A 20608-nucleotide genomic window follows, 5' to 3' on the forward strand; every position below is an offset into this window, starting at 1 on the left:
CTATAGGAAATGATTTACCAATGACGTACTCTTTAGGTCAAGCTATACTAGAGAAGCAATAAGCCCTTACATAATGCCGGAGTGTCGGTTTGAAGACGTAGGGACAAAAAAAAGTTAGAACAATTTGATTTAAACCGCAACTTTTATCCGCGGTATGCGTTTAACATGATGAGTCTTTTGAGAGGGACTCAAGAACTACACATCTACTCTCTCTATGAAAATCTTCTTTACGCTAGGTGTTTGTCTCATGTATAATGAGGAAAGTGGCATATTTTACCCTGCCTGATTTCTGTCTTTTTCTCGTTCTATTTCTACCGTTTACAAGTTTCTGCGACATGTATCTACTAATAGACATGCCGACAGACATCAATTATAGACAATGCTCTACTCAAGGAAGGGGGTGAAACACCGATGAGAGATTCGAGCTATAATTTTCACACACAAACAAAACAGATACATTCTCGAGGAGGAGAAAAAAAGGTTATGAAGAAAAGTTTATCCCTTTTATTATCTGCTGCCTTGGTATTCGGTTCTTTCGGATCCCTGGCATCCGCAGCTGATGCACTTACAACTGCACAGAAATATCAAGCTCTGAAAGACAAAGGCATTCTTAAAGGTACTACAACTGGCGACGACGGTTTGAGTGACAAACTGAACCGCGCTCAATTCGCTACAATCGCTATCGCTCTTGCAGGTCTTTCCGAAGAGAAAACAGGCAAAACTTTCACTGACGTAACTGCAAAACAATGGTGGTACGGTGCAATCGAAGCTGCTGCTAAAGCAGGTTTGGTTGAAGGCAGCAACGGTAAATTCGACCCTAAAGGCGACGTTACTGTTGAGCAAGTTATCGTAATCGCTTCGAGAATCCTTAAGCTTGAAGAAGTTAAAGACGCTAAAGTAGAAGGCGCTTCTACTTGGGCTGCTGGTTACATCCAAGCTGCTATCGATTCCGGTCTGATCTCCGCTCGTACTGACTACAAAGCTGCTGCTACTCGTGGCCAAGCGATTGAAGTTGGATACCAAGCGTACATCACAGCTAACCCTGTTGCTCCTGAGAAAGCTTCCGTAGCTTCCGCTAAAGCAACTGGCGTTAAAAAAGTATCCGTAACTTTGGATAAAGCTGTTGATACTGCTAAAGCAAAATTGTCCCTGAAAAAAGGAACAATTGACGTTGCGACTACAACTAAGTGGTCCGATGACAAGAAATCCGCTACATTGGAACTTACTGACGTTGTAGTTGGCGAAGGTGAGTACACTGTAACGCTTAGCGGTTTGGAAGCAACTGAAATCGGTACAGCATCTGCTAAATTCACTGCAGAGAAAGAAAGAGTTACAAAAATCGAGTTTGTTAACACAAACGAATACTTGGCTCGTTCTACCAACAACATCGTTAAAATCAAAGCATCTAACCAATACGATGAAAATGCTGCAGCTAACCCTGGTTCTTACACGGTATACGCTGGCAACAACAACGATGTATACGTGAAGTTGGGTAAAGACGCTATCACAGGCGAATTGTTGTTGACTTTGAACACAAAACTTCTTACATCTGGCGGACAAGACGTATATCAAGGTAACAGCATTATCGCTGTTAACATCTTTAACAACGATACGCACATTACTGCTTCGAAAAACTACAAAATGGGTACTGATCCATTCGTAAGCAAAATGGACATCAGCCCTGTTAAGTACAGCAATGGTAAAGACTTCCTTGGCGGCAAAGGCGAGAATGCGGTTATCTCCGTTAACCAATTCGACCAATACGGTAACATTATCGCTTACTCTTCCAAAGATGACACTGACATTCGTTTCCAACTTAACGGATACGAACCAGATCTGAAAGCTACTGTTGGCGATTCCAACAACGACGACATTGCAGACGTTAAGATTGCTCTGGCGCAAAACGTTGACAAGACCCAAAAGTACACTTTCAACATCTTTAACCAAGCGGGTACTGCGACTGGAGAACTCTCTCTGCAATCCGCTAAAACAGCTAACAAGATTGAGTTCGGCGATGTTTCCAACCAAGTGGCAGCTGGTGATACAAGTGCATACGTGCCTGTAACTGCATATGACGCTGCTGGAAATCAACTCTCCGTTGATGATCTTGTTAACGCGCAAAATGCTGGCAGAATCAAGTTCCAAGTGTCTGGACTTGAGAATGTTCCTACTGGTGTAGATGGATATTCTTTCGTTACCTACGGTGAAAACAAAGGTAAACTGAAAATCGACTACATCCCAAGCAAACCTAGAACGACAATCGTAGCAACTGCTATCATTGCAACTTCTAACGCTAGCAGCGTAGCTTCGAAACAAATTCAAATTGGCGACGCTCGTGTTCCTACAACACTTAAAGTGATCGATGAAGCTAAACAAAAAACGGTTGCTCTTGGTGTTAGTGAATTCAAGTTTGCTGTTTACGACCAATACGGTAAACAACTTGATAAAATCTTCAACCTTGATCAACAAGGTAATGTTGTAACTACTGCTCCAGCTGCAGGCAATGGAATTACAACTTACAAAGTATCTGTTACAACTTCTACTTATAGCACTGCGATTGCAATTAAAGATCGCGATGCAGGATTCCCTGTAGGTGCTACTGCGGACTACGCTAACAGTGCTCAATTAGAAAGCTACAACAAAGGCTTTAAATTCGATGCTTCTGCTGCTTTGAGTGCTAACGATTCTGCGGCATTCACTGCTCAAATCATTAAAATCAAAGGTGATTCCGTAGTTAATACAACTGAAATCGCTAAAGTCACCAGAAAAATCGAAGCTACAAACGACACGTTGAACTACACTGTGTCCGCTGTATCCGATCTGTTCAATGCACAAGATTCTAAGAATGTAAAAGATGCTGCTTTGCCTGCTTCAGTTCAAAAAGAAGTTACTACAAGCGCATTTGCTAGAGAGATTTCTCTTTCCGCAACTGATGCAGCTGGTAACACTGTAGCAATTCCAAACACGATTACTCAAGCTTCTTCTAACAACCCTGTAGTTGCAGTTGCAACAGCGGTTACTGGTGGTAAAGCTAAAGTACTTGGTAACAACAAAGGTACGACAACTATCGCTGTATCTTACACAACTAGCAAAGGTCTTCAAGAGCGTAAAACGATCACTGTTAACACTAAAGATGATCTGATTACTGCAGCTAAAATCTCTGCTGGTAAATCCGCTCCGTCCATTGATAACTTGGACAATGCATTCGAAGCAATGGAAATCAAAGTAACTGATAACTATGGCGTTGCTTACGAAAAAGCTACTGCAGCATCTTACAACTACCTGTTCGGTGTAACATTCTCTGTTTCGAATGTTAAACTTGCAAGTGGTGCTGAAGGTGGAACTGTAACCGTGGATCAAAACGGTGTCATCACTGTTGGTGGCAACGCTAAATACTTCGAATTGACTGCTTACACTGCTGATGGTTCCGCAAGCAGCTATGTAACTGTTAAGTAATCAAGAGGTATAGAAAAGGGAGACCAGAAATGGTCTCTCTTTTTTTTATTTAAAGATGAACACACTACAATAGTGTATTGTAATAAAGAGTAGAATGATCGAAACTTATTGGTATCTTCAAACGTCTATTATATATAAGGTTAAAAATGGAGGATGAGGATATCGCAATGAATAACCTACGAGCCAGAAAAGTTTTTTTAAGTTTGATCTGTGTATTAATGTTATTCTCAATAGTTAATCCTGTATACGGTGCAGGAACAGTACAGAAAACGAAGACACTTCAGCCCCAAAAGCTTGGGACAGTAACATTGAAGGCGAACGTAACCGCAGAAGTGAATAATCTAGTTATGATACCTTCAAATAATGGGCAATTGTTAAGTATGACTTTGACAGTCAAAAATAACAGTAACTCTGAGTTGAATTTCATTGATTACTGGCTAGAGTTATATACAAAATCAGGAACTAAATATTCGCTAACAACATCATCTAAAGATATAGGTAAGATCGCGGCCAAATCGTCGAAAGATATCGTGTTCTTCGGTCAAGTCGGCTCGAATATTAAACTGACTGATTTACTGATCAAAGTCATTAAATGGGACTTCTCAGTTGCTTCATATACCCGAGTATTAGGGAATTTTACAGTTCCTCAGAAATATATACATGTAACTCCAGCTAACTATAGTAAGGTTGTTAGTGCAGACGATACGAAGATTTCGTTTTTAGTTAAACAATCCAATATCGGTAAGAGCGAGAAGTATTATAGACCGGATATTAAGATAGCGATTAAGAATGAAGGAAAAAGATTATTCACTTTACCGGAATATGAAATAGCGATTCAAACTTCAGATGGACTATTGTATCCATTAACAGCCAAAAATCTAAAAGGCACTGCACTAAGTCCATTAAGTGAAAAAGAGTTTCAACTTTCAACGTCCATTCCTTTAGAGGCAAAACAAACGGGATGGAAAATGGTTGTTATTCTTCCCGTAAATGAAGGGAAAGATAAAATTCCGTTAGCCCTGTTTAATCTACCAAAAGCAACAGTGGAATCCGTAGATGAAATTGGAAAGGTGTACAACTTTGCAAACACAGACGGAGTTTACTACATCAGTCTAGATTCAATGAATCGATTACCTCTTGAAGATAATGATTTAGTGATTAGTAATTTGACATTGTTCAATAAAGGTACTGAGTCTTTAGTGATCCCTAGCATGACGGGGAAAATTTTATTTAATGATTCGGTTGAAAAGCCAATAACAGTTAGTAACAATACAAAACAAATCTCAATTCAACCTGGAACCTCGATCAAGCTGCAAGCTATTGCTAAAGTTCCATACACCTTTGATATAGCTAAAATGAAATTTACCTTACAACAAAAAGAGTCCACAAGTGGATCCGAGGGAGAATTGGTTGACCTGATTGAATTTACTAATCAAGGTAAATTCGCACAGATTCGGACTGCAGATTGGAACAAAGGTTATGAGATTAACGATATTGGGTACAGAGCTAATGTAAATGTAAAGCATATGATGACCTATAAGGGAACTAATGCAGATCTAGCTGTTGCGCTTGTTTCTTTAACAAGTTTAGAAAAACGAATGGCTGAAATTCAGCAATTTGCAGGTTATTTTGAAAAAGCGGATGGTACGACTTATCCTGCTAAGTTTCTTAACGTGAGTGATAAGATTCCACAAGGTGGTAAAGCACTGATATATGCGGTAGGATCTGTGCCAAAGGGCTCGGACACATCAAACATGAAGTTGATCATAGGTAGAGCCATAACAGAAACCAAGCAAAGCTCGACTGGTCAGACGGGCCAAGAGCAAAGCGAACTGGTAGGGTATGTAGATCCAGTATCAATTGCTCTACCTGCGGAAAGAATTGAAAAGAAAAATCTTCAAAAGATTGATCTTGACCCTTATGAGCTATCTATTAATTTTATAGCGACTTATATTAGTTTCGTCCCAGGTTTAATGAAATTGAACATGGATTACACATTAGAGCAAAATTTATTAGCCAAAACTAATGCCAAGGATCAAAAGCTGATCTTTGAAATTGTCGACGCAGATGGAAAAACTACCTTTACTAAAGAAGTGCCGTTGCCTTCAGACGAAAGTACGGGTAAGGATGAAAACAGTATGCTTCTTATCGGAAAGAATTCTTTTGAGACTTCATGGACCGATGAAAGGTTCGTTCTCAAAATTCAATTGCTTAAAGACTTCACATTTAATGTTTATCACCAAGTGCAACCTGGATACAAGAAATTGGTTGCTACACAGACGATACCGTGGATGGTAAATAGAACACTTGAGCCAGAGTCTAAGTAATTCGGAAGCGAGCGGTGCTAAACCGCTCGCTTTTTGATGAAGAGAGCCTTGGCAGTTGCCAATGCCTTTACATAGTTAAATAATAATTGTTTCGGTTAGTTATCGAGAGTATAATTATAATGTTATATATCAATAAAACTTAAGGCGATTAAAGTCTAGGAGAAGATAAAATTGAAATCAGAATTAAGTTTGAAAAAAGTATTGAAATATGTACATCAGAATAAGAAATTGCTGTTAATAATTATGTTGGTATCAATAATAACAAGTACAGCATTAAACCTATTATTGGTGAAAACAAATTATAATATGAACTTAAGTATACAACTGACTCCGGTAACAGAAGCAAATCAATTTCAAACGAGATTTAATCTTGTTAATAGAAAAGTATTGAACAAGAATAAGAGCTTAAACAAGATTATTAAGGATCTAGAGTTGGATCAAAAATTATATTCTCCTGAGAAGTTGATGCAGGTAATTACAATACAATCAGATGCAACAGAAAATAATGTAGAAATTAATGTGAATGGCTCAAACAAGCAAACGGCTAAAGACATCGCCATTCAGGTTGCGCAAGAGTTTGCAACAGAATGGATAAATGAATATACAAAAACGACGAAGTTAATTTATGAAGAAGGTTTAAAGGCCGATAAAGACGCATTAGATATTGCGAACATGAAATTAGAGTTGAATGGTAAAGCCTTAAAGGAAACATCGGTAACAATCGAGTTGGCGAATGTTATAAAAATGGATGGCCAGGTGGCCGATGGGGAGGAAATTAACCCTGTCTATGTTCAATTGATGAATAAATCGAACGAGTTGCAAGAAGAAGCCAGATTGATAGAGTTAAAGTTAGAAAAAGAGAAAAAGAAATATGAGGAGTTATTAACGAGTATTGAGAACCAAAAAACAACGGTAATGCCAAAGATGTTGAATAATGAGGATGTAGAAATTGAACTAGATAAAGAATTCATTGAATTAGGTTCTATTCAAGACGGTAATCAGACATCTATGCTTTCCAGAATTGGGGTTATTGTTTTAGTTAATATCGCTTGCTTAATGTTTGCATTGCTTATCATAATTTTTAAAGAATACTTGAAAAACGAAAATGAACAAAAGTGGTGAAGGCATGAACGGTAATCTCAAAAGGATGCTAATGTTCATATTTATTGATTCCATAATCGTTGTCGCAGCAATATACTTAGCGTACTTGCTGCGATTTGATTTTGTCTTTTCGGAAGGCAACTTTGCATACATAGATTATGTAATCATTAATATGTTATGGCTTACGATCGGATGCAATGCTTATTTCAAGGTGTATAGGAAAATATGGAGATTCGCAAGCTTGGGCGATTACTTGAGTATCTTGAAGGGTACTGTTTTTGCTACGGCTTGTTTTTATATTCTTCATCATCTTCTTATCAATAGCATTTCTTATCACTATTTTTCTCGTTATATAACAGTACCAAGAAGTACGACAATCCTGTCATTTGTATTGATTGCATTAGGGGTAACGCTAAGTCGGATACTTACGCGTGAAATAAAAGGCTTCAGAGGTAAAATCCAGAGTCATCATAGACGGTCTCTTATCTTCGGTGCCGGAGAAGCCGGTATGCTGGTTATTAAAGAGATGTATAACTCGAATTCGGAAAGTTATCCAGTAATTATTGCAGATGATGATGAGAGAAAAACCGGATATCATATGAATGGACTCTTGGTAGCAGGCCGTCGTAATGATATACCTGAGTTGGTTAAAAAGTATAACATCCAAGATATCATTTTAGCTATACCGTCAGTCAATAGAGTCGAACAGGCAAATATCCTTCAAATATGTAAAACAACAGGATGCCATATCAAAATAATTCCGAAAATTAACGATCTAATAGATGGGAAGATTTCGCTTAACCTTATTAAGAATGTCGAAGTAGAAGATCTATTAGGCAGAGAACCGATAATCGTGGATCTAGGTCAAATAACTGGTTATATACGAAACAAGGTGGTATTAGTAACCGGAGCAGGGGGATCGATAGGGTCTGAACTATGCCGTCAATGCGCAAGGTTCGATCCGAAGACATTGCTTCTTCTTGGGCATGGGGAGAATAGTATTTATGAAATTGAGTTAGAGATGAGAAGTAAATATCCAAGTCTACATATTGAAACCTTGATTGTAGACATTCAAGACCGACAGCGACTGTTGAGCATATTTGAGAAACATAAGCCCGAAGTGGTTTTTCATGCTGCGGCACATAAGCACGTTCCGTTAATGGAAAGAAACCCCATAGAAGCAATTAAAAACAATATATTTGGAACTAAAAATGTTGCGGAATGCGCTGATCTGTTTCATGTGGAGCGATTCGTAATGATCTCGACAGACAAAGCTGTAAATCCGACGAATGTGATGGGTGCAACAAAAAGAGCAGCAGAAATGTTTATTCTTCATATGAACGAGAGAAGTAAGACGGACTTTGTTGCAGTGCGGTTTGGAAATGTTCTAGGCAGCAGGGGGAGCGTAATCCCTATTTTCAAAAAACAAATCGAAGCTGGCGGTCCCGTTACAGTTACTCATCCAGATATGGTCCGTTACTTCATGACAATACCGGAAGCCGTTCAATTGGTCATTCAAGCAGGGGCATTGGCTACAGGAGGAGAGATTTTTATCCTTGATATGGGTCAGCCTGTTAGAATCTCGGATCTAGCCCATGATTTAATTCGCTTATCTGGAATGGAGCCTGACAAAGATATTAAAGTCGTATATACAGGAATCAGGCCAGGTGAAAAGCTTTTCGAAGAAATCCTGACCAACGAAGAAGGGGCAAGCGCGACAAAACATAATCGAATATATGTCGGTAAATCTTCAGAAATCTCCATTACTCATATGGAATTTGTGTTGAAGAGGTTAGAACAGCTGGTCAAGAATCCAGAAGAAACAAGCGACTTAGCAATACGCCAACAACTCGCAAATTTAGTGCCGACTTATAATTGGAGCGGAATACAAGGTTCTATTGAGGCGGTTCAGGAAAGTATTCGATCATCAATTGAAGTTTTGGCTACGGTAGAAAAAAATTCACTCAAATAGGTGGTTAGTGCTTTGCAGAGTACAACAAATGGTTCGCTGTCTAAAGGATTATTGTCGAGTATAGCAATAATAATTTCACTGTTCATCCTCATTGCTCCATATAGTAGAGGATTGTTCCTAGGGGGCAGCTTCACTTTTGATAAACCGATTTATATCTCGTTGATCGTTGCTTCTTTGATTTTATTGATTGTTACGTTTTACTCCATGAAAAATTTAAGTGTTATTAAATTTAAAGACCTTATAGTGTGGGTGTGGATAATCCCTTTAACATTTGTTATATCCGCATTCTGGGGTGTATCGAAGTACTTTTCGCTATATAGCGTATATCTTCAGATCTTCTATGCGATATTATTCGTAGCTGGCGTGTTAATTGCCCAAAACCTAAAATACTTAAAAATAGTTGAATTAACGTTATATGTTTCAGGGTACTTCATTGTTATTCATGGCTTTTTGAACTGGTTTGGAAATGTAAATTATACAGATGCCATTTTTGGGTACCGTTTAGCGGGTGTGTTCCAATATCCAAATGCATACGCAGCATTCTTGATCGGACTATTCTTCATTACCATTAATCAAATTATTAAGCTAAAGGAATGGAAGAAGTACATTTCGTACAGTTTGATGTTAGTGCCGGTTATGCTTTCTATGCTTTTCACTTTATCAAGGGGAGGAGTGCTTCTCTTCTTAGTAGTATTATTTGTTTATATGTGTTTAGTAGGTTGGAAAAAACAAATAAATCTTCTAGCGATATTATTAATAACAGGAATAGCTTCAATAGCTATCAGTACAATCTTGTTTAATGCACGTACCCCCTCTACTAATGGTGGACAGGTTGGTTGGGCGTTATTGATTTTCACTTCCATGATTGTAGCTTGCGCTGTCTGGTTTATTAAAGAAAAGATTTCTTGTTTGAAAATAACGGAAAACCAACGACCTACTTATCGTAATTTTATATTACCGGTTTCATTAATAGCCTTTGCTTTTATTGCGGGTTATGTCGCTCTATTAATTGATAAAGCAGCTCCGTTTATCCCCTCCCACTTAAGAAGAATATTTGCGTTCGATTTTGCGCAGGCAGCATTCTCGGATCGTTTTGTATTTTTCTCTGATGCTCTAAGCGTGATCGCTAAAAGACCCTTTTTTGGATTTGGCGGCGGGGGTTGGGCTGCGGTTTACGAAAAATACAGAAGTTTCCCTTATACAAGCAATCAGGTACATAATTTTATCATCCAGTATGTCATCGAAGTCGGTCTAATCGGTGGTATTGTCTTACTGGCATTTATCGGTTGGATTGTGTTTAAGTATCTGAAGAAGCATTATCAAACGGACTTATCCGAGACAAGTTCGTTTACGTTTCTGATCGTTGCGATGGCTTTGTTGATTCATAGTTTGGTTGATTTTACGTTAAGCTTCGCGTATTTAGCTGCAATTGTATTTCTTTCTTTGGGAATAATGTGGTCCTCAGTTCATATCTCAGAAGTAGCTAAAAGAACTGTTAAAGAAATCCGCGCTAATAAGAATGCTTTCATATGGAAGAGTGCTTATATTTCGTTAATGGCAATCGTAGCTATCGCATTGTTAGTTACATCTTCCCGTTCCTTACAAGCTAATTCTAAATATGAAACTGCTATGGATAAATTGTACGGCAAAAATGAGATAGGTACAGAGTTGTACTCGGCGGTTCGTATGCATCCCGGGAACCCGGAATACGCTTTGTTAAAAGTTAATATCGAAAGGCAATTGTACAACCAAAATCACGATGCATCATTAATTCCACAAACTAGAGAGACGTTATTGAATCTCGAAAAAACTGAGCCTTACAATAAAATGTTGTATAACGAATACATTCAATTTCTTATTCAGATTAATGAGCTCGAGCCGGCACTTGAACTGATAAGAAAAAGAGAAGCGGATTTTCCGTGGTATCAGGAACAATATGAACTCTATTTGAAATTGCTGCTCACGGTAGGTAGCCGTTCAGAAAATAAAGGCATCTATTGGTCAGAGGCTGAGAAGTTGTATTCCGAATTAAAAACTAAAGAGTCTATTGTAAAAAATGAAAATGTAACAGTACAAAATGGAGGATTTGGTATAAATCCTTCGATGAGTCTCACGATGAGTCAAATCTATTTGTGGCAAGGGAAGTATAAACAGGTATCGGATACGACCGGGGTTCTCGTCATGCAAGATTTTACAATCCCTTATAATGTTGAAGTTGCAAGAGTGTATGTTGTGGCTATGCTGCTTCAGAATAGAGAACAAGAAATCACTGATTTATATAACAAATTAACTAATGACGTTCAAGGAATAAAAGAATCCATTGATCGCACGGTAGCGGAGGTAAAAAATGAGCAAAATACATAAAGGCAAAATACTGATAACGGGTGCGGATGGATTTATCGGATCGCATCTTACGGAAGAAATGGTGCGCAGAGGGTATGATGTGAGGGCATTTGCCGTTTATAACTCCTTTAATTCATGGGGATGGCTAGATCATTCTCCTAAAGAAATTAAGTCATCACTAGATGTGTTTATGGGAGATATTAGAGATCCTCATGGAGTTAAGCAAGCTATGAATGGTTGCGATGTCGTACTTCACCTGGCGGCTTTGATTGCCATCCCTTATTCATACCATTCTCCTGACACTTATGTGGATACCAATATTAAAGGGACATTGAATTTGTTGCAGGCAGCAAGGGAATCCGGGGTGTCCAAATTTGTACACACTTCTACAAGCGAAGTATATGGTACCGCGCGTTTTGTTCCCATTACGGAGGAGCATCCGCTACAAGGTCAGTCACCCTATTCGGCGAGTAAGATCGGTGCGGATCAGATGGCTATGTCATTCCATGATTCATTTCAAACGCCGGTAGCAATTATACGTCCGTTTAATACCTATGGTCCTAGACAGTCCGCTAGGGCTGTCATTCCAACGGTAATTACTCAAATCGCTAACGGGAAGAAAGAGATCAAACTAGGTTCTCTTCATCCGACGAGAGATTTTAATTATGTTGAGGACACGGTGCGTGGATTTATCGACGTGATGGAGTCGCAAAACTCAGTTGGGGAAGTCATTAATATTGGAAGTAACTACGAGATCTCTATCGGAGATACAGTGAAATTAATTTCGGATATCATAGGCAGCGATATTGAGATCGTAACGGATTCTTCCCGAATGAGGCCGGAGAAAAGCGAAGTAGAGCGGCTGTGGGCTGATAATCAAAAAGCAAAACGTCTACTTAATTGGGAACCGAATTATGCTGACAGAGATGGTTTAAGAAGGGGGCTAGAGAAAACGGTAGAGTGGTTTACGAATCCGGATAATCTCAAAAACTACAAAGCCGATTTCTATAACATATGAGTGAAAAAATAGATACATCGAAATTAATAGGGGCAATAAGATCAGCCATTCATTCGGATAAGTCGTTCGTGGGTTTGCATGAGCCTGTATTTCAAGGGCGCGAGAAAGAGTATGTCGTAGATTGCTTGGAGACGGGTTGGGTATCTTCTGTAGGTAAATATGTTGACCGGTTCGAACAAATGCTTGCTGAATATACGGGTTCTGTTAGAGCGATAGCGGTCGTTAATGGGACTGCCGCTTTGCATATTGGTTTACTGATTAGTGGAGTTCGACCCGGGGATGAAGTAATATGCCCGTCCCTATCGTTCGTTGCTACTACAAACGCAATCACTTATTGCGGTGCTATACCTCATTTTGTAGATGTTGACGAAATAACGCTTGGAATTGATTGGGGAAAATTAGACTCTTATCTAAGCGAAATTGTACGAATGGAAGGGAAAAGGTGTTATAACAAAGTAACTGGACGCCCAATCTCGGCTGTTGTGCCCATGCATACGTTCGGTCATCCTGTTCAGTTGGATAAGTTGGCCGAAGTTTGTTCAAAGTACGGTCTAGAGCTTATAGAGGATGCGGCAGAATCCCTAGGTTCTTTTTATCAAGGAAAACATACAGGGACTTTTGGTAAGGTAAGCGCGATTAGTTTTAATGGAAACAAAATTATGACAACAGGTGGCGGCGGGGCTATTCTCGTGCAGGATGAGGAGCTCGGCAAGTGGGCCAAACATATTACGACAACAGCGAAGGTGCCCCATCGGTGGGAATTCATTCATGATCAAGTTGGATATAATTATAGACTTCCGAATATTAATGCTGCCCTCGGTTGCGCGCAGTTGGAACAGCTTCCTTACTTTCTTGAAAGAAAGCGCAACTTGGCCGAGCAATATCGAAAAAACCTACAGGGAATAGACGGGGTTACTTTCTTCTCTGAACCTCCTGAGAGCAGAAGTAATTACTGGCTTAACACATTAATACTCAATGCTGAAACCCAGAATGAGAGAGATCATGTGTTGGAACAACTGAATGATAATGGTTTGATGTCAAGACCTGCATGGACGTTGTTGCATAAGCTTGCAATGTATCAGGAATGTCCAAGAATGGAGCTTAATACGTCGGATAAATTGTCCAAAAGAATGATCAATATTCCAAGTAGTTCATTCTTGGGAGGATTGGAATGACAAGAAGGAAAATTTGCGTAGTTACGGGAACGCGAGCGGAGTATGGTTTATTGTATTGGCTGATGAAGGAGATTGATCTAGATCCCGAAATGGAATTGATAGTCGCCGTAACGGGAATGCATTTATCTCCGGAATTTGGATCCACGTATCAACAAATCGAAAAAGACGGATTTCAAATTCATGAAAAGATTGAAATACTTCTTTCAAGCGACACTACAGTTAGTATTACGAAGTCCATAGGTCTAGGAGTAATCGGATTTGGGGAGATGTTTAATAGAGTAAAGCCAGATCTGTTAGTTATCCTGGGGGATCGTTATGAAATAATGGCGGCCGCGCAGGCCGCCACTGTTAGTAGAATCCCTATTGCTCATTTGCATGGAGGGGAAACGACAGAAGGGGCCATCGACGAAGCGATTAGGCATTCCATCACCAAAATGTCTCATATTCATTTTACTGCCGCTGAACCATATCGTAGAAGAGTGATACAATTAGGTGAAAATCCATCATTCGTGTTTAATTATGGAGCACCAGGGATTGAGAATATAAATAAGTTGAAACTAATGGATCGGCGATCACTGGAAGACTCCATTGGATTCGAATTTGGATCATTAAATTTTCTTGTAACCTATCATCCTGTAACACTAGATAGTAATGGACCAGAAGGTGCGATGAGTCAATTACTGCTCGCATTAGATCAATTCCCGGAAGCTCGGATTATCTTTACCAAACCGAACTCTGATACGGACGGAAGACTTATTACTGCCCTTATTGATGAGTATTGCGAACGACACCCCACAAGAACAATAGCTTTTATCTCAATGGGCCAGTTGCGCTATTTAAGTGCGATCCAATATTCACATGTTGTTATCGGAAATTCTTCAAGCGGGATAATTGAAGTTCCGGCATTTAAGAAGGCAACCGTGAACATAGGTGATCGACAACTCGGCCGTTTGAGAAGTGCTTCGGTAATAGATTGCCCAGAAGATCAAGAATCAATTGCGAGTTCAATACGATATGCCATATCCGAAAAATTTCAAAACGAACTAGCCTCGGTTGACCATGTCTACGGTGATGGTCAAACTTCATCGAAAATCAAAGAAGTATTAAAGACGATTAAACTGGACGGAATTTTAAAGAAAAGCTTCTATGACTACCCACCTCATTGAAAGGGGAATATCTAAGTGCAGAAAACCTATATCATAGCTGAGGCGGGAGTTAATCATAACGGATCAATAGAATTGGCTCGCTCCTTGGTGGATGCGGCAGTAGATGCCGGGGCTGATGCGGTGAAATTCCAAACATTCAAAGCAGAGAATCTTGTCAGTAAGAAAGCCCCTAAAGCAACCTATCAGAAGCAAACGACAGATAATGATGAATCGCAATTCGATATGTTAAAAAAACTGCAGTTAAGCGAGCAGGATCATTTTGATCTATTGGAATACTGCGAGCAACGGTCAATCGACTTCATCTCAACGCCTTTTGATATCGAAAGTTTACATTTTTTAATACATCGCTTAAATGTGAAAAGTTTGAAACTGTCATCCGGCGAAATTACTAATGGCCCTTTGTTGCTTGAAGCAGCTAAGACAGGAAAGCCCATCTTTCTATCAACAGGCATGAGCACGTTGTCTGAAATTGAGGCTGCGCTAGGCGTTCTCGCATTTGGATACATGAACTCTACTGAGGATCCAAGCAAAGCAGGCTTTCAAAACGCTTATATTTCTGATGAAGGCCAGAAATTATTAAAGTCGAATGTGACATTGCTTCATTGTACGACGGAATACCCGGCGCCTTTAGCAGAAGTGAACTTAAAGGTCCTACATACTATGAAACATGCCTTTTCATTAGAAGTAGGCTACTCGGATCACACGAAGGGAATTGCTATTCCTGTTGCTGCCGCAACGTTAGGTGCCTCGGTCATCGAAAAACATTTTACGCTTGATAGAAATTTACCTGGACCAGATCATCAAGCATCGCTTGAACCGCATGAGTTAAAAGAAATGGTCCAGTCCATTAGAGATGTCGAGTTGGCAATGGGTGGGGCGCTAAAGGCACCAGTCAAATCGGAACTTAATAATATTACAGTTGTAAGGAAAAGCATCGTAGCGTTAGAGGGAATTAAGCAAGGTGAGGTTTTTTCACATAGTAACCTCGGAGTCAAACGACCTGGCAGAGGGATATCGCCTATGTTGTATTGGGAGTATCTAGGTAAAGAAGCTACTAAAGATTATAGTCAAGATGATGAGATTCTATGAAACCGCTAATCATTATGGGTGGAGGCGGTCATGCTAAGGTTATCACGGAATCATTGTCTCTAATGGGGCTTGAGGAATCGATAATTGGATTTACTGCCTTGGATGGCAGTGTGGAATTATTTAATCTAAGCTATATCGGTGATGATAGTGTTATTTTAGAGTATAATAAGGAAGATATTTGTCTAATTAACGCGATTGGCTCGACGGGACGTAATAATATTCGGAAGAAACTTTTCGAGGAGTTCCATGAGAGAGGCTTCACCTTTGCTAATGTTACTCATCCCACTGCTATCCTATCCAAGTATGTGGATATAGGGGAAAGCGTGCAAATTATGGCGGGTGCAATTATCCAGCCCGGTACACGTATTGGTGATAATGTAATCGTCAATTCAGGTTCCAGAATTGACCATGATTGCATCATAGGGAATCATGTACATGTTTCTCCGGGGGCGATACTTTGCGGCGGAGTTGTCGTTGAAGATGATGTTCATATTGGCGCAGGTGCAACAGTGATCCAAGGGATTACCCTGGGTAAGGGAAGTATCGTCGGAGCGGGAGCCGTTGTCATTAAAGATGTTTTACCTCATACGACTGTAGTTGGGGTACCTGCAAGGGAGGTTCAAAAGATAAATGGACGATTGGAAAAAAACACTTCTGAGTAATAATTGTTCAATTCGAGATGCGATTGAGTGTTTGGAATCCAATTCACTAGGTATCGTCTTGGTCATTAACGAAGATCAAGTATTGGAAGGAACCATCACGGACGGAGATATACGCAGGGGGATATTGAAGGGGAAATCTTTGACGGAACCCGTCGGTACAATAATGAATCATAAACCTACTATAGCCTTTGAGCAGGATGGAAAGGCTTCTTTGCGCGCGATAATGACAAATAAACACATTCGGCAAATTCCAGTCGTAGATAGGCATCAGAGAATTGTACGATTGGAAACCTCGGAAGATTTACATAAGCCTCAACAGCTTGAAAATTGGGTAGTATTAATGGCTGGCGGTCTCGGGAGTAGATTAAGGCCATTAACGAACGAGTGTCCTAAACCGCTATTAAAAGTCGGCGGCAAACCATTGTTAGAAACGACGCTTGAAAGGTTTATAAGTCAAGGATTCAGGAACTTTTACTTAACTGTTAACTATAAAGCGGAAATGATCGAACAGCATTTCGGGGATGGTTCGCAATGGGGCGTGAACATTCGCTACATAAGGGAAACTAAAAGAATGGGAACTGCCGGAGCATTGAGCTTATTGCCTCATAGACCGGATAAACCGTTTATCATTATGAACGGCGATCTGTTAACAAGCGTTAACTTTAACAATCTGATTACCTTTCATAAAGAGCATAAATCCTACGCTACTATGTGCGTTAGAGATTATGAGTATCAAATTCCTTACGGCGTCGTTAATATAGATAAACAAAGATTAGTTTCTATTGAAGAAAAGCCTATACATCAGTACTTTGTGAATGCGGGAGTGTACGTACTGGATCCTGTAGCACTAGATTATATTCCGAGCGATCAATTTTACGACATGCCCGATTTGTTTACCCAGATTCGTGATCATGAAAAAGAGCTTACCGTGTTTCCTATACGTGAGTACTGGCTCGATATCGGTAGAATAGAAGATTTCGAGAAAGCAAACGTCGATTTCATGGAGGTCTTTGGGTGATAAATGGAAAAACGATTTTAGCTGTGATTCCAGCCAGAGGCGGTTCCAAAGGCATTCCAAAAAAGAACATTAGTCCGGTCTTGGGAAAGCCGCTTATTTCTTGGACGATAGAGGAAGCTAAAAAATCAAAATACATTGACAGACTGATCCTGTCCTCCGATGATCGAGAAACTATGGACATTGCATCAAAATACGGTTGCGAAGTGCCGTTTGTAAGGCCTAAAGAACTTTCCGATGATTTTGCTTCAGGAATTGACGCTGTGTTGCATGCTGTAGATTCTATCGGTCAGCATTATGATTATGTGCTTTTCCTGCAGCCAACTTCACCGCTTAGGACGACCGACGACATTGATAAGTGCATCGAGATGTGCATTAGCGAAGAAGCCCCTGCCTGTGTATCCGTAACAGTCGTTGAGAAAAGCCCGTTCTGGATGTTTTTCTTAGACAAATCGAGTTTATTAGATACTCCAGTAATAAGTAATGAAGGGTTAAAGCAAAGGCGGCAAGATATCAACCAAGCCTATGTGTTGAACGGAGCTCTTTATTTCGCAAGAACGGATTGGTTGAAGGAAAAAAAGGTATTCGTAACCGAGGAAACTCTTGCTTATAAGATGCCGAAAGAAAGATCTATCGACATTGATACGGTACTAGATCTAAAAATATTCGAAATGATGGTGACTAAATAATGATAAAACGAGATTTGCGTAAACTGTATAATCTTCCTGAGGAAATTCGGTATTGCAAGAAATGCACGATTTCTAACCAACGCCCGCGAATTACTTTTGATGAACATGGCGTGTGTAGCGCTTGTAATTATGCTGAATTCAAACGGACAAAGGTAGATTGGGACTTGCGCGAGAAAGAATTGATGGAGATGCTGGATCGGCATCGTAAAAGCGATGGATCCTATGATGTCATCGTTCCTTGTAGCGGAGGGAAAGATGGCTCTTTTGTTGCGCATCAATTGAAATATAAGTACGGGATGAATCCATTAACCGTCACATGGGCACCGCACATTCCAACGGATATTGGTCGCACCAATTTACAATCATTCATTCACTCCGGATTCGATAACATTCTGGGAACTCCTAATGGCAAAACGCATCGACTGATGACCAATCTGGCATTTAATCACTTAGGCGACCCCTTCCAACCTTTTATTTATGGTCAAACCAATTTCCCAATGAAAGTAGCGGTTCAAAATAATGTATCGCTTATTATGTATGGTGAGAATGGCGAGGTTGAATATGGCGGAGATATGAAGAACGCATTTCGGCCAACTAGGGAAATTGCCGATCATGATAAACACTATTTTTCTGGATTGCCACCGGAATTTTGGAAAGAACACGGCGTGACAGATAGTGACATTTGTCCTTACTTAGCACCGCAGTACGAACAAATCGTAAAGAACAAAACGGAAATTCATTTTTATGGCTACTACAAATTTTGGGACCCTCAAGAGAACTACTATTATTGCGTGGAAAATACCGGTTTTTCCGCGAATCCGGAAAGATCGCAAGGAACTTATTCCAAGTATGCCAGCTTAGATGACAAGATAGATGGATTCCACTATTTCTTAGGGTTTATTAAATTCGGCATTGGACGCTGCACTTCGGATACTGCACACGAGATTAGAGATGGAAAGATTACTCGTGAAGAAGGGGTAGCACTAGTTAAAAAATACGATGGAGAATTCCCTAGTAAATATTATAAGGACTTCTTAGAATACGCGAATATTACCGAAGAACAGTTTGAGCAAGCCGTTGATAGTTGGAGATCGGATCATATATGGATTAAATCGGGCGATGATTGGAAGTTGAAGTCCGCGATTTGGGAAGAATAGATAGAGGGTGTGATTAATTTGAGAAAGGTTCGGCTAACTGCCAGGCTAGACATCAAGGGTCCGAATTTGATAAAAGGTATCCATCTAGAAGGCTTGAGGGTACTTGGCGACCCCCAAAAGTTTGCCGAGAAGTACTACAATGAAGGCATAGATGAACTCATCTATATGGATTCTGTGGCAAGTTTGTATGGAAGAAACAACCTATTGGATATTGTTGCGCGTACAATCGATAAGGTATTTATACCTCTTACCGTCGGAGGCGGAGTTCGCAGCGTAGATGACGTTAACAAATTGTTGCGTGCCGGTGCGGACAAAGTGGCAGTTAATACAGCTGCTACAAAAAGACCTGAATTGATTAGTGAAATTTCGCGAAAATTCGGATCTCAATGTATGGTGCTTTCAATAGAGGCGAAGAGAAAAGCGGACGGCTGGGAATGTTATACCGATAATGGACGTGAAACGACTGGGCTTGATGTCGTACAATGGGCGATTCAAGGCGAGAGACTGGGGGCGGGAGAAATCCTGCTAACCTCTGTTGACCAAGAAGGTACAAAGAAAGGTTTTGACTTAGAGTTAGTTGAGAGAGTTAGCTCGGCAGTTAACATACCAGTCATCGCTAGCGGAGGGATGGGGACGCTGGAGCATCTCTCCGATGTTATACGTAAAAGCGGGGCTGATGCTGTCGCAATGGCAGATGTCTTGCATTATAATCGCTTCTCCCTGAATGAAATTCGCGAGTACGCTATTAACAATAACATCAATGTTAGGAGTTTTAACGAAGATGGATCGCTCAGTCACGATAATTGATTATGGAATTGGAAACATTAGTAGCGTTAGACGCGCTCTTGAACTGTGCGGCGCTACTATCAAATTATCCAGCGATCCTAAAGTCATAATGGATTCAGATAGTGTAGTGTTGCCGGGAGTCGGTGCTTTCGCCGATGGGATGGAAGGTTTAACGTCGAGAGACTTGATAGTTCCGATAAAGGAGTTTGTAAAGAGCGGTCGACCTTTTCTAGGAATATGTTTAGGTATGCAATTATTAATGGATTCTAGCGAAGAGTTTGGTGAACATGAGGGGCTCGGAATTATCAGTGGAAAAGTATCCGCTATCCCTAACCTCGATCAAAATGAGAATAAAATTCGTATTCCGCATATTGGATGGAGTGAGCTAACAACGAGCGGTTCCGATGGGGATACATGGGACAATTCGGTTTTAGAGGGGATACCTCAGCGGTCATCCGTATACTTCGTGCATTCCTATCGAGTTCAGCCAGCTAATCGGAACACTGTTTTAGCGATTACCTCGTATTACAATCATGAGATTACTGGAGTTATACGCTCAGGAAATATATATGGTTGTCAATTTCATCCTGAGAAGAGCGGACATGTAGGCTTGAAGATCATGAACAACTTTGTGAATCACAATTTAGGGTAG

Annotated in this window: 15 protein-coding genes; all 15 read left to right on the forward strand. The window is 40.1% G+C overall.

From position 1 onward, the window contains the following. Window positions 1-483: 483 nt before the first annotated feature. The 15 genes from L3D05_RS09700 (at window position 484) to hisH (ending at window position 20608) form a co-directional block, all read left to right on the forward strand. On the forward strand, window positions 484-3456 hold the full coding sequence (locus L3D05_RS09700; RefSeq protein WP_239615828.1) for an S-layer homology domain-containing protein: 2973 nt from the start codon (window positions 484-486) through the stop codon (window positions 3454-3456). A 167-nt stretch (window positions 3457-3623) separates the two neighbouring features. After that, window positions 3624-5783, forward strand: a complete 2160-nt coding sequence (locus L3D05_RS09705; protein WP_239615829.1) for a hypothetical protein — start codon at window positions 3624-3626, stop codon at window positions 5781-5783. A 171-nt stretch (window positions 5784-5954) separates the two neighbouring features. Further along, window positions 5955-6905, forward strand: coding sequence for a YveK family protein (locus tag L3D05_RS09710; protein ID WP_239615830.1), 951 nt, complete (start codon window positions 5955-5957; stop codon window positions 6903-6905). A 31-nt stretch (window positions 6906-6936) separates the two neighbouring features. Beyond that, a complete protein-coding gene (locus tag L3D05_RS09715) occupies window positions 6937-8856 on the forward strand; it encodes a polysaccharide biosynthesis protein (protein WP_369417964.1) in 1920 nt (639 codons plus the stop codon). Window positions 8857-8868: 12 nt separating this feature from the next. After that, window positions 8869-11220, forward strand: a complete 2352-nt coding sequence (locus tag L3D05_RS09720) for an O-antigen ligase family protein (protein WP_239615832.1) — start codon at window positions 8869-8871, stop codon at window positions 11218-11220. Then, window positions 11204-12217, forward strand: coding sequence for an NAD-dependent 4,6-dehydratase LegB (locus L3D05_RS09725; RefSeq protein WP_239615833.1), 1014 nt, complete (start codon window positions 11204-11206; stop codon window positions 12215-12217). The genes L3D05_RS09720 and L3D05_RS09725 overlap by 17 nt, the downstream gene beginning before the upstream one ends. Next, window positions 12214-13392, forward strand: a complete 1179-nt coding sequence (locus L3D05_RS09730) for a LegC family aminotransferase (protein ID WP_239615834.1) — start codon at window positions 12214-12216, stop codon at window positions 13390-13392. Before L3D05_RS09725 ends, L3D05_RS09730 begins: the two co-directional genes overlap by 4 nt. Further along, window positions 13389-14558 carry a UDP-N-acetylglucosamine 2-epimerase gene (neuC, locus tag L3D05_RS09735; RefSeq protein WP_239615835.1) on the forward strand — a complete coding sequence of 390 codons (1170 nt, stop codon included), beginning with the start codon at window positions 13389-13391 and terminating at the stop codon, window positions 14556-14558. Before L3D05_RS09730 ends, neuC begins: the two co-directional genes overlap by 4 nt. Before the next feature lie 15 nt (window positions 14559-14573). Continuing rightward, window positions 14574-15647, forward strand: a complete 1074-nt coding sequence (neuB, locus tag L3D05_RS09740; RefSeq protein WP_239615836.1) for an N-acetylneuraminate synthase — start codon at window positions 14574-14576, stop codon at window positions 15645-15647. Next, complete coding sequence (locus L3D05_RS09745) at window positions 15644-16309, forward strand: acetyltransferase (protein ID WP_239615837.1); 666 nt, start codon at window positions 15644-15646, stop codon at window positions 16307-16309. Before neuB ends, L3D05_RS09745 begins: the two co-directional genes overlap by 4 nt. Then, on the forward strand, window positions 16278-17327 hold the full coding sequence (locus L3D05_RS09750) for a nucleotidyltransferase family protein (RefSeq protein WP_239615838.1): 1050 nt from the start codon (window positions 16278-16280) through the stop codon (window positions 17325-17327). The genes L3D05_RS09745 and L3D05_RS09750 overlap by 32 nt, the downstream gene beginning before the upstream one ends. Then, window positions 17324-18013 carry an acylneuraminate cytidylyltransferase family protein gene (locus L3D05_RS09755; protein WP_239615839.1) on the forward strand — a complete coding sequence of 230 codons (690 nt, stop codon included), beginning with the start codon at window positions 17324-17326 and terminating at the stop codon, window positions 18011-18013. Before L3D05_RS09750 ends, L3D05_RS09755 begins: the two co-directional genes overlap by 4 nt. Further along, on the forward strand, window positions 18013-19170 hold the full coding sequence (locus L3D05_RS09760) for an N-acetyl sugar amidotransferase (RefSeq protein WP_239615840.1): 1158 nt from the start codon (window positions 18013-18015) through the stop codon (window positions 19168-19170). The genes L3D05_RS09755 and L3D05_RS09760 overlap by 1 nt, the downstream gene beginning before the upstream one ends. An 18-nt stretch (window positions 19171-19188) precedes the next feature. Continuing rightward, complete coding sequence (hisF, locus tag L3D05_RS09765; RefSeq protein WP_239615841.1) at window positions 19189-19977, forward strand: imidazole glycerol phosphate synthase subunit HisF; 789 nt, start codon at window positions 19189-19191, stop codon at window positions 19975-19977. Beyond that, window positions 19952-20608: an imidazole glycerol phosphate synthase subunit HisH gene (gene hisH / locus L3D05_RS09770; protein WP_239615842.1), complete on the forward strand. Its 657-nt coding sequence runs from the start codon at window positions 19952-19954 to the stop codon at window positions 20606-20608. The genes hisF and hisH overlap by 26 nt, the downstream gene beginning before the upstream one ends.

Source organism: Cohnella mopanensis, from assembly GCF_022352055.1.
Classification (GTDB): Bacteria; Bacillota; Bacilli; order Paenibacillales; family Paenibacillaceae; genus Cohnella; species Cohnella mopanensis.

Coding starts and splice junctions, on each gene's coding strand:
- L3D05_RS09730 (WP_239615834.1), top strand. CDS start 12,214: ATGAGTGAAAAAATAGATACATCGAAATTAATAGGGGCAATAAGATCA.
- L3D05_RS09745 (WP_239615837.1), top strand. CDS start 15,644: ATGAAACCGCTAATCATTATGGGTGGAGGCGGTCATGCTAAGGTTATC.
- L3D05_RS09750 (WP_239615838.1), top strand. CDS start 16,278: ATGGACGATTGGAAAAAAACACTTCTGAGTAATAATTGTTCAATTCGA.
- L3D05_RS09705 (WP_239615829.1), top strand. CDS start 3,624: ATGAATAACCTACGAGCCAGAAAAGTTTTTTTAAGTTTGATCTGTGTA.
- L3D05_RS09715 (WP_369417964.1), top strand. CDS start 6,937: ATGTTCATATTTATTGATTCCATAATCGTTGTCGCAGCAATATACTTA.
- neuC (WP_239615835.1), top strand. CDS start 13,389: ATGACAAGAAGGAAAATTTGCGTAGTTACGGGAACGCGAGCGGAGTAT.
- L3D05_RS09725 (WP_239615833.1), top strand. CDS start 11,204: ATGAGCAAAATACATAAAGGCAAAATACTGATAACGGGTGCGGATGGA.
- L3D05_RS09760 (WP_239615840.1), top strand. CDS start 18,013: ATGATAAAACGAGATTTGCGTAAACTGTATAATCTTCCTGAGGAAATT.
- hisH (WP_239615842.1), top strand. CDS start 19,952: ATGGATCGCTCAGTCACGATAATTGATTATGGAATTGGAAACATTAGT.
- L3D05_RS09700 (WP_239615828.1), top strand. CDS start 484: ATGAAGAAAAGTTTATCCCTTTTATTATCTGCTGCCTTGGTATTCGGT.